General features: G+C 60.8%; 8 protein-coding genes, 1 tRNA gene and 3 pseudogenes. 4 read left to right on the forward strand and 8 right to left on the reverse strand.

Annotation, left to right across the window (positions count from 1 at the left end; genetic code table 11):
• Positions 1 to 209, forward strand: a pseudogene (locus EN993_RS24970) (short chain dehydrogenase); the annotation flags it as partial.
• 135 nt (positions 210 to 344) lie between these two features.
• On the opposite strand, the pseudogene EN993_RS24975 reads toward EN993_RS24970, so the two are convergent.
• Together EN993_RS24975 and EN993_RS24980 are read right to left on the reverse strand one after the other, a co-directional pair.
• Positions 345 to 860 (reverse strand): annotated as a pseudogene (locus EN993_RS24975) (TIGR00645 family protein).
• Positions 861 to 1,160: 300 nt separating this feature from the next.
• Positions 1,161 to 3,302 carry an OmpA family protein gene (locus EN993_RS24980; protein ID WP_109661307.1) on the reverse strand — a complete coding sequence of 714 codons (2,142 nt, stop codon included), beginning with the start codon at positions 3,300 to 3,302 and terminating at the stop codon, positions 1,161 to 1,163.
• 197 nt (positions 3,303 to 3,499) lie between these two features.
• Here EN993_RS24980 and EN993_RS24985 point away from each other — a divergent pair, with 197 nt between their 5' ends.
• A complete protein-coding gene (locus EN993_RS24985) occupies positions 3,500 to 3,946 on the forward strand; it encodes a YcgN family cysteine cluster protein (RefSeq protein WP_109660071.1) in 447 nt (148 codons plus the stop codon).
• A gap of 288 nt (positions 3,947 to 4,234) precedes the next feature.
• Positions 4,235 to 4,591, forward strand: coding sequence for a hypothetical protein (locus tag EN993_RS24990; protein WP_109660073.1), 357 nt, complete (start codon positions 4,235 to 4,237; stop codon positions 4,589 to 4,591).
• 218 nt (positions 4,592 to 4,809) lie between these two features.
• Here the strand turns inward: EN993_RS24990 and EN993_RS24995 are convergent, their stop codons facing one another.
• Positions 4,810 to 5,523 (reverse strand): SIMPL domain-containing protein, encoded by a 714-nt coding sequence (locus tag EN993_RS24995; RefSeq protein ID WP_127265095.1) that lies wholly within the window; start codon positions 5,521 to 5,523, stop codon positions 4,810 to 4,812.
• Between the two features lie 134 nt (positions 5,524 to 5,657).
• Between EN993_RS24995 and EN993_RS25000 the strand changes: the two genes are divergently transcribed.
• Positions 5,658 to 5,733 (forward strand) — tRNA-Ile (locus EN993_RS25000).
• A gap of 569 nt (positions 5,734 to 6,302) precedes the next feature.
• Here the strand turns inward: EN993_RS25000 and EN993_RS25005 are convergent.
• The 5 genes and pseudogenes from EN993_RS25005 to EN993_RS37115 all read right to left on the reverse strand — a co-directional run.
• Entirely contained in the window at positions 6,303 to 6,779 is a 477-nt protein-coding gene (locus EN993_RS25005; protein ID WP_206532412.1) for an ABC transporter permease subunit, read from the reverse strand.
• 176 nt (positions 6,780 to 6,955) lie between these two features.
• Positions 6,956 to 7,111, reverse strand: coding sequence for a hypothetical protein (locus tag EN993_RS37110; protein WP_164757795.1), 156 nt, complete (start codon positions 7,109 to 7,111; stop codon positions 6,956 to 6,958).
• A complete protein-coding gene (locus tag EN993_RS25010) occupies positions 7,111 to 7,980 on the reverse strand; it encodes an ABC transporter permease (RefSeq protein WP_109661311.1) in 870 nt (289 codons plus the stop codon). The genes EN993_RS37110 and EN993_RS25010 overlap by 1 nt, the downstream gene beginning before the upstream one ends.
• A 3-nt stretch (positions 7,981 to 7,983) precedes the next feature.
• Complete coding sequence (locus EN993_RS25015) at positions 7,984 to 9,078, reverse strand: ABC transporter ATP-binding protein (protein WP_127265097.1); 1,095 nt, start codon at positions 9,076 to 9,078, stop codon at positions 7,984 to 7,986.
• Positions 9,079 to 9,170: 92 nt separating this feature from the next.
• A pseudogene (locus EN993_RS37115) lies at positions 9,171 to 9,807 on the reverse strand (hypothetical protein); the annotation flags it as partial.

The following is a 9,807-nucleotide window of genomic DNA, read 5'->3' on the forward strand; positions in this document are numbered from 1 at the left end:
TCATGGCCGATGCCGCGCACGCCATCTTCATGCGGCGGGCGCGCGAGGCATCAGGCAATTTCTACATCGACGAGGAGGTTCTGCGCGCCGAGGGCGTCAGCGACTTTTCGGTCTATGCGCCTGATGCGACCGGGCCTTTGGCCGGCGATTTTTTTGTCCCCGATGAGGTGTTTGCGCGGACGGACAGCAAGATCAAGAATATCTACTGACGAGGATCGAGCCGCCGGCGGTTTGTTTCGATAAGTAGGTCGAAGTCGAACAGCTCCGGCTCGCCGATTCATCGCCCTCGCCGATTGCCTGACGAAGTCGATCGAGCCTTGAAAGATCGTCCTCTTCCATTGGTGTTACGCCTCGTCCTTCTTGCCTTTGCTCAGACCCATCAGCCGGTCGATATAGGCGAGCATGAGGGCCGAGACGACGAAGGCGAGGTGGATGATGGTCAGCCACATCAACTGGTCGGTCGTGTAGGACGACGAGTTCAGGAACACCTGCAGCAGGTGGATCGACGAGATGGCGACGATGGTCGAGGCGACCTTGACCTTCAGCGAGCCGACATCGATCGTGCCCAGCCAGTGCACGCCGCCGTCCTAGTCGTCAAAGCGGCTGACGAAGTTCTCGTAGCCCGAGATGATGACCATCACCACCAGCGAGGCAACCAGGGCGGCATCGATCAGCCCGAGCATCTTCAGGATGGTGTCGGTGTCGCCGAGCGTGAAGGCCACGGTGACGAACTCGTAGAGCTTCTTGCCGAAGGACAGCGCATAGATGGCCAGTGCCACGCCCAGCCCGAGATAGAAGACGACGAGCAGCCAGCGCGAGGCGAGAATGATCGATTCGATGGCGAGTTCGAGACGCTTCATGAAGTGGTTCCGGTTGGTTCTCAGTCGGGCCGTATCTCCTTCAGGTCGCCACTGTTTGCAAGACAAAAAACCCCGCCGGAGAGGGTCCGGCGGGGCTCAATGCGTCCCGCTGGAGTCGGGACGGGGCAGGGAACGCCCAGCCCTGAATCTGGGGTAGGTGCGCCGTCGATTCAATGAGCCCGGTTGCATACCGGTACAATTCTTGTTGAACCCGGCACGTCGATCCATCCCCGGCAGGGCCGGGGATGGATGCTTCTCGCGCCGATTCCACAAACCAGGTCATGGTTTTGAAAACATGACCTAATTGTTGCTGGCCACAGGCGCCACCAGCGAGGTGATGCGGCGGATGGCGACGCGCCGGTTCTCGCGGTTGGGCGCCGCGGTGTTGACCTTCAGATACTCCTCGCCATAGCCCTGCGTGGTCAGGTTCTCCGGTGGGATGCCGAAGGCGTTGGTCAGCGCTTCCGCCACCGCTTCCGCGCGGCGATCGGACAGAGCGAGGTTCGCTTCCGGTGTGCCGACCGCATCGGTGTGGCCTTCGATCAAGAAGGTCTCGGCCGGGTTCTTCTTCAACAGTTTCTCCATGGCGCTGGCTACGCCCTCGAGCTTCTGCACCTCGGTGTCGGAGATCGAGGCCGAGCCGAATTCGAAGTTGAGCGTGTCGAGATCGACGCGCCGTGCAATATCGCGCACGCGGGCCGAGCGCTTGACCTCGTCGATCGAATAGAGGCGCTGCACCTTCTCCACCGGCGGCTGTTCGAGGAAGTCGTAGTAATCGTCCGGGCTCGAGACATCCTCGGAATCGAGGATGTACTCCCGGCGCGGGATGGTCAGACGCATTGGCGGCAGGTCGTCGCCGGGATCGCGCCAGTCGCCTTCATCCTGATAGTCCTGCTCGTCGACATAGCTCAGCACATATTCGCGCCCATCAGGCGTGATGCGCGAACGCTGGATGACGTCGCCGTAGCGGTTGCGGATGGTGACGATCTGGACGCCATTGCCGCGCTCTACCGTCTCGCGTGTGCGGCCTTGCGGCAGATCCTCGTAGTAGACGTCCTTGGCGCCGCGGTTCATGCGCGGACCGTCATTGCTCTGGACGATCGTCTGGCCGCCGAGCTGGATGATGACGCGGTCGCCGATCTCCTTGAGCACGTCGACGCCCTTGGGACGGCGGCGGTCGCGGATGTTCTCGTCGGGCGCGCGATCGAGGCGCTTGCCTTTTTCCTCAGTCACCGGAATCATCTTCTCGGGCTTGATCTCCTGCTGTGCGGCCTTGTCGTCGGTCGGGGGCGGGCCCTGGTCGACGGGAGCGACCACCGGCTTCTGGCCCTGATCGCCGCCTTGCTGGGCGTTCTGCCCGCCATTCTGCTGCCCGCCATTCTGCTGAGTGTTCTTGTCGCCATGCTTCCGGCCGCCGCCCTTGCGCTCGGCATCCTTCTGGCTGTCCAGGATGGGGGCAGCGTTGGGATTGGCAGGGGCTTCGCCCTGCACAGGGTTTTCGCCCTGGACTGGTGCTGCCGCCTCGCCATTGGCCGGTTGCTTGCCGGTGGCTGGCTGTTCGCCGGTCGCCGGCTTTTCGCCATTGGCGGGTTGTTCGCCGGTGACGGGCTTCTCGCCATTGGCAGGTTGCTCACCGGTGGTCGGCTGCTCGCCGGCCGGTTTCCTGCCATGCTTCTTGGTCTTGTCCTGGGGCTGCTCGCCCTGGGCCGCAGGCTGTTCGCCGGCAGGGGCCGTCGCCTCTCCAGCGGGAGCTTCCTTCGGCGTCGGGGCGACTTGAGGTTCGGCCTGCTGGTCCTGCTTCTTCTTGCGCGGCTTGGCCTGCTCGGCGGGCTGATTGTCGTTGGCCGGTTCTGCCTGGCCTGCCGGCGCCTGCTCGGTCTGCTGCTGCTGATCGCGCTTCTTCCTGCGCGGCTGCTGTTCCTCGGCGGGTGCGGCCTGTTGAGCCGGCGCCTGCTCGGTCTGCTGCTGCTGATCACGCTTCTTCCTGCGCGGCTGCTGTTCCTCGGCGGGCGCGGCCTGTTGGGCCGGCGCCTGCTCGGTCTGCTGCTGCTGATCGCGCTTCTTCCTGCGCGGCTGCTGTTCCTCGGCGGGTGCGGCCTGTTCGGCTGGCACCTGCTCGGTCTGCTGCTGCTGATCGCGCTTCTTCCTGCGTGGCTGCTGCTCCTCGGCGGGCTGCGCGCTCTGGGCAGGCGCTGCCTGCTGCTCAGGCTCGGCCTTCTTCCTGCGCTCGGGCTTCTGTTCGGGTTCCGCCTGCTGCTTCTGCGCGCAGGCCTCGGCCGATTCGCCCTCGGCGCACGCTGCTTGCGCCAAAATGAATGGGGCTGACGTGCGCTGGGCGGGGCCAAACGCGGCACCTCCCTGAAGCGGGAACGCGCCCAACGGCGCGGATGCCATCAGCAGGCCAAGTGCGGTGCCGGCCAGAATCCGTGGTTGGCGTTTCATCGAAAATTCTCCTTGTGGGGTCCCATCCTTGCCGAAACCGATCTTGCGCCGATTGGTTCCGGTTTGGCGTGAATAGAGGCCGTGCAGGGCGATTGGCCGACCTTTTGAAGGCAACTTCGTGTCATTCCCCTGGCGATCGCCGAATTCCGACCATTGCCGCGCTTGACCTTACCGGCGGCTGGGGCCACATGCCGGGAATGGAAACGCCATTCTGGAAAACCAAGACGCTTGAGGCGATGAGCCCGGCCGAGTGGGAGTCGCTCTGCGACGGATGCGGCAAATGCTGCCTTTCGAAGCTCGAGGACGAGGACACCGGCGAGATCTACTGGACCAGCGTCGGCTGCCGGCTGTTCGACGCCGAGACCTGTCGCTGTTCGGACTACGCCAACCGGCTGGCGCGTGTTCCCGACTGCGTCGGGCTGACGCCGCAGAACGTGCGAACCATCAGCTGGCTGCCCAGCACCTGCGCCTACCGGCTGGTGGCCGAGGGCCGCGACCTCTACTGGTGGCACCGGCTGGTGTCGGGCAGTGCCGAGACCGTGCATGAAGCCGGTATCTCGATGCGCGGCCGAGTCAAGGCGAGCGAAACCGATCTTGCCGAGCCGGAAGACTATTTTGACTACATGCTGGACGACGAACCCTAAGGCTCGCGCCGGGACGAGGAGCCAGGGCTCGCGTTAGAGAACGACGAACTGCTGGGGTTCGCGCCGGGGGCGCCTGATCCTTGGCCCGCTGGTAGGGAACAGGGTCTGTGTCAGGCGTTTTGGCGTTCACCGCAGCCTGCGGACGATGGCGAATAGCCGGAATTTTCCTTTTCTCGCCACATGAACCGAAGATGAACAGCAGGTTCGTAAAGAGTTCAGACAGGCAAGTGCATTCTCCCCCCATCGGTTCACGAGGACGGGCGAAAGCCCAAAAAAGGAGAGAAGACGATGTTCAACACGATCAAGACGGCAGCCCTTTCGGCTCTGGTCGGTCTCGGCACGCTGACGGCTATCCCCGCTCACGCCGACAGCCTCTATCTCGGCTTCGGCAACAACAACGACCCGCGCTTCGGCGTCTATGCCGGCGACGATGGCTATCGCCATCGTCGTGACGAGCGTCGCGACGGCTGGCGCCGTGGCTGTTCGCCGGACCGCGCCCTCGACAAGGCCGAACGCATGGGCCTCTATCGTGCCCGCATCGTCGACGTCAACCGCCGCACGGTCAAGGTGATGGGCCGCCAGGACGGCGACCGCGTCGTCATCGTGTTCGCCAACGAGCGCGGTTGCCCGGTTATCTATCGCTGAGGCTGAGGCCGGAATCATAGAGGCATGACCCTCTGCGAAGGTCGACGCGGCATGATCCTCTGCGAGGATCAGCCGGGACTAGCCGAGCCCCTTTCCAGTTGAAGGTGTGGCTCGAAAAAACCCCGCGGGAGCAATCCCGCGGGGTTTTTCATGCTCGCTATCGGCTGGTGATTGCATCCGCGGCTGGGCAAGGCTCAGCCACGGATCGTCAGAGCTGCTTATTTCAGTTCGAAGGTGACGGTGACCTGCACATTGTAGGAATTCTCGCCGGCCTGCACCGGAGCCGCAGCACCCGCCGCGGCGTCGAAAGCCTTGGCGTTGATCGGCATTGGCGTCGGCGCCATGTTCTGATCAGTGATCTCAAGCACACGGCCGAGGCTGACGCCTGCGGCCTCGGCCAGCGTCTTGGCCTTGGCCATGGCGTTGGCGACCGCCTTCTTGCGCGCCTCGGTGACCGTGGCCGCCGGGTTGTCATTGGTGAAGGCGATGCCGCCGCCCTGGTTGACGCCGAGCGACACCGCCTTGTCGAGGATTTCGCCGGTCTTGTCGACATCGCGCACCCGCACCGAAAGCGTGTTGGTCACCTGATAGGCGACGAGTTCGGCTTCCTGGCTGCCATCCGGCTTGTTGGTGTAGTTGTAGCGCGGGTTGATCTGGATGCCGGCGGTCTGCAGGTCGCGGTCCTTGATGCCGGCCGACTTCATCGCTGCGATTACGGCGGCCATGGCGTCATTGTTGGCGTCGAGCGCCGCGCGCGCGGTCTTGGCCTCGCGCATGACGCTCAGCGTCAGGACCGCCAGATCAGGGGCTACGGTTGCTTCGCCTTCGCCTGACACGATGATGCGGGGCGGCGTCGGCAAATCGGTGGCTCCAGCCATCGCCGGAAAAGCGATTGCAGCGGCGAGCGCGAGAGGCAAAAGGTGTCTGGTCATGAAAATCTCCTTGGTCTGCGATCAAGTCGCAGAGGTCGCCTAGAGCGCGATTATGGGTTGATTTGGGCGATCTCCGAAAGCCTGTCGGGAAAGCCTTGTGCCGCGACGGGAAAAACATTAATCCAGCCCGCGTGGGGCCTGTAGCTCAATGGTTAGAGCCGGCGGCTCATAACCGCTTGGTTGGGGGTTCGAGTCCCTCCGGGCCCACCAGAATAACCTATAATAATTATTTTATTTATTTTTTCTAAGATGCCCACAACGTGTACTCGAACGCCCTTCCGTCGCCGACCACTCCTTGGCGGGAAGCGGTACCTTTGGGACCAGGTGCACGACATGCCTACAGGCTGTTAGCGTCGACCGAGGCAATCATGTCGAAGGGTGGAGCGTATCCTTAGAAAGCACAGACAGCCAATGACCGCAAATGGCGCATAGTTGCCGTCCCTGTCATGGCTGCAGTCCTCGACATTGATAAAGCATCTTGGTCAAGGCGGGAGCGGGACACCGCTTACTGGAAATATGGTGTTACAGTTGGTCCAGAGGCTACGGTTGCCCCGCCTCGAACGGATGGACGCTTCGACAAAGCGAACGTACTCCAAAGCTTTGTGGAGGTAAGACTTGCGACGCACTCCCTTGGAGTCCCTCACAGCGGAGGCGAAGCAAGGCATAGAGCGCCCACATATCTGCCGCGATCTCTAATGTCCTCGTGTGTGAAATTCAGACGTGCAAAACATGGCCTCACCGGAAATGCGGCCCACCAAAGGCGCCACAAGCAGGACATGTCATTCCATCGGCCGTTTCTTGTCCGAACGGGCGACAAAATAGAGCACCGTGATCGCGGCAAACACCAGAATGTTGATGATCGACGAAAGCGCGTAGAGTTCGGGCTTGACGCCGTAGCGCAGTGCGCCCCAGGCGACCGATGGCATAGTAGGGGTTGCGCCGAGCAAATAGAACGAGATGTCTAGGCCATTGAGCGACAGCACGAAGGCTACGATCAGGCTGCCCAATATGCCCGACCAAGTCAGCGGTAGCATCACCTCGTAGAAGGCGCGTGCCGGCGAAGCGCCACAGACCACAGCTGCCTCGTTCATGCGCCAATCATAGCGGTAGAGCAGGGCTGCCATGATCAGGAAACAGAACGAGAAGCAATGCACCGAATTGGCGATTATGGCGGTGACCATGTTGCCCTGCAGTTCGAAGACCAGATAGTAGAGCGACATGGACGAGATGCCGAGCAGTATCTCGGATACGAACAATGGTCCCGCAAAGAAGGCCGCGTAGAGGAGGGCTTTACGCCCGCCGAACCGCAACACCCCTACCGTTGCCAGGAAGCCTAGGACTGTCGAGAGGATCGATGTACAGGTCGCGATGATCAAGCTGTTCAGGAATGCGTCCTGGTATACAGTATTGGTGTAGAGCCTGATGTAGCTCCCTAGTCGAACTCCGGAGGATAGGGAAAATTCGGCCGACTCGACAGCGAGGCGAACAGGATGTGGATGATCGGCATGTAGAGGAACGCATAGGCTATCACCAGGATCGCGCCCATCAGCCATTTCGTCAGCCTTTCATTGCTTGCCTGTGCATACATCACTGTCGTCCCATTCCGGTGAAACCTGTGCGGCGCAGGTCGATTCCGAGGCTGAAGACACCGAGCACCAGCATCGAAAACAAGAAGAGCACGACACCCATGGCGGCGCCGAGCGCCCATGTGCCGGACTCACCAAACTGCTGCGCGATCGACATGCCGTAAAGAACGCCATTAGGACCGCCGAGAAAGCGAGGCGCCAGCGCGGCCGACAGCGTCGGGATGAAGCAGAGGAGGAACCCGACGATTGTACCCGACAGATTGAGTGGCCAGACGATCTCTGAAAATATCCGGAAACGGTTAGCACCACAGGCGCTCGCCGCGCTCGCCAGCCGAAAGTCGAAATTCAAGAGCGACAAATACACTGTCGTTACCACCATAGGCAGGTAGAGATAGACCAATGCGATGAAGGTGGCCGAATTCGAATACATGATAAAACGCAGCGGTGCGGCCCCTAGCTTCAGAAGCACCCCGTTGACCAAGCCGGTCGGCCCCAGCATGCCCTGCAAGGCGATAAGGCGCAGCACTTCGCCAGAGAGGAACGGCACGGCAAGCAACAGCGAAAGGATCAGCTTGTAGCGACCCCCGTGACGCACGATGAAGAAGGCGATCGGCCAGGAGACGACGACCGAGAATACTGAAACGAAGATCGCCATGAACAGCGAACGTATGAAGAAAATGAAATAAGCTGGCTCGGTCGCGAGCGTCACATAGTTCATCGCCGTCCATTCTCGGACGATTTTGTAGTTCTCGGTTTGCCAGAAGCTCAAAACGACCAGTGCGATCAAAGGCAAGACGAAGAAGATGACCAGGAAGACGGTTGGTATGTGCAGGAACAGGCGCCTGTTAAGCCTATTTTCGGCCTCGGACATCATTCACCTCCCTGCCGGAAATACGTGGCACTGTGAGGGGTTCCACGACAACGAAAGCTTGGTTCCGAGTGCCAGAGGTTCCTCTCTCTTGGGCTGCACCGCGATAATGCGCTCGTCGGCCTCGGTTTCGAGGATGTATTCCACGAAGGGTCCTCTCAGCACCACGTCGGCGACAGTGCAGGGAATGCCGGCACTCCCTGATCTTGATGGCAGCAGTTCGAAGCGCTCGTTCTTGACGAAGACCTCGACGCGGGCGTTGCCCTTGCGCTCGGCAACCTCTTCATAAGGGAAAGAATAGTTATAACGCTGCAGATCGACCTTCTTGGAGGCTGCATCGAACGCCCCATCAAAGCGTGTCGACTTGCCAACGAAGCGCGCGACGAAAGGCGTCGGCGGATGGTCGTAGATCAACTGTCGTTCACCGAGGGCTTCGAGCTTGCCACCGTTGATCACGGCGACGCGATCGCTCATTGACAGCGCTTCCTCCTGATTGTGGGTCACATAGACGAAAGGGATTCCGAGTTGCTTTTGATAGCGGCGGATTTCCACTTCCATTTCGTTGCGCAATTCACGGTCGAGATTGGCGAGCGGCTCATCGAGCAGCAAGAGGGTGGGGTGGGTGACCAATCCACGGCCGAGCGCGACGCGCTGCTGCTGGCCGCCGGAAAGTTGATTTGGGTACCTGTCCATCAGCCCGTTAAGCGACAATATTGCCTCGGCCCAGTCCAGGCGCTCGAGGATCATCTGCGGCGGCTGGTTGGTCATCCGCAGTGGGAAGGCCAAATTTTCGCGAACGGTGCGGTGCGGAAACAACAGGAATTCCTGAAACACCATCCCGATGCCGCGTTTGTGCGGCGGCAGGTCTGTGACGTCGACGCCGTCAAAAAAAATGCGTCCTGCGGTGGGCCGGTCAAGTCCCGCAATCAGCCTGAGCAGCGTGCTCTTGCCCGAGCCGCTGGGGCCAAGAATGGCGATGAACTCGTGTTTGTCGATATCGATGCTGAGATCGTGCAGCGCGCGGACCTGGCCGTATTGACGCGAAATATTGGCAATCCGGATGTAGGGGGCCTCGGCGCCGTTTTGTTGGCTCTGATTCATGTTGGATCACCTGACATTGAGGGCCGTGGTCCCTCCGACGGGGCAACGCCCTGCCGGAGGGTAGCGTCATTGCTTGGGAGAATGACGGACGATTAGGCTGCCTGCACGTTCGACCACACGCGTTCCCATTTCTCGGGAGAGGATGGCTGATCAAACATGAAAAGATCCGCGATCTCGCTCGACCGATCCATCAGATAGACTTTACGCTCTTCCTCGGTCGAGATTCCTCTTAGATCGATTGTGGTCGAGCAGCCGGCCACCTCGCCGATCCGCTTCATGATCTCAGATGAGATCATTCTGTCGATGAATTTGTTGCACAGGTCGAGCTTGGGGCCATCCTCGACACCGGACGTTACAAGCCAAGTGTCGACCCAGCCCAATCCCCCTTCCTTCATCTTAAGCGTATGGCGGAAATCCTGTTTCGGGTTACGGTCTTTGGCCGTCAGAAGCTGACGGAATACTTGCGCGAATTCGGTCGCCGCCACGACGGCGCCACTCTGCAAAAGCTGGAACAACGTCGGGTTGTCCTGATAGCGGGTCAGAAGCAGCGCCTTCTGTTCGATCAGCAATTTCTTAACACCGTCAAGTTCCTCATCGGTCAGGACATATGGGTTGAAAGGCTTTCCATCCGGGCGAGGTTTTTCGCGCGAGCCCAACCGGTCCGTCACCAACAATGCCGCCAGGGCGATGTTTTCCTCGAAACGCGCGCTAGTGGACAGTTGGCCTGAC

This window comes from Mesorhizobium sp. M7D.F.Ca.US.004.01.2.1, assembly GCF_003997785.1.
Lineage (GTDB): Bacteria > Pseudomonadota > Alphaproteobacteria > Rhizobiales > Rhizobiaceae > Mesorhizobium > Mesorhizobium loti.

Bases quoted from the DNA above. Each gene is read 5' to 3' on its own strand.
- EN993_RS24980 (WP_109661307.1), bottom strand. From the start codon at position 3,302: ATGAAACGCCAACCACGGATTCTGGCCGGCACCGCACTTGGCCTGCTG.
- EN993_RS24985 (WP_109660071.1), top strand. From the start codon at position 3,500: ATGGAAACGCCATTCTGGAAAACCAAGACGCTTGAGGCGATGAGCCCG.
- EN993_RS24990 (WP_109660073.1), top strand. From the start codon at position 4,235: ATGTTCAACACGATCAAGACGGCAGCCCTTTCGGCTCTGGTCGGTCTC.
- EN993_RS24995 (WP_127265095.1), bottom strand. From the start codon at position 5,523: ATGACCAGACACCTTTTGCCTCTCGCGCTCGCCGCTGCAATCGCTTTT.
- EN993_RS37110 (WP_164757795.1), bottom strand. From the start codon at position 7,111: ATGTATGCACAGGCAAGCAATGAAAGGCTGACGAAATGGCTGATGGGC.
- EN993_RS25010 (WP_109661311.1), bottom strand. From the start codon at position 7,980: ATGTCCGAGGCCGAAAATAGGCTTAACAGGCGCCTGTTCCTGCACATA.
- EN993_RS25015 (WP_127265097.1), bottom strand. From the start codon at position 9,078: ATGAATCAGAGCCAACAAAACGGCGCCGAGGCCCCCTACATCCGGATT.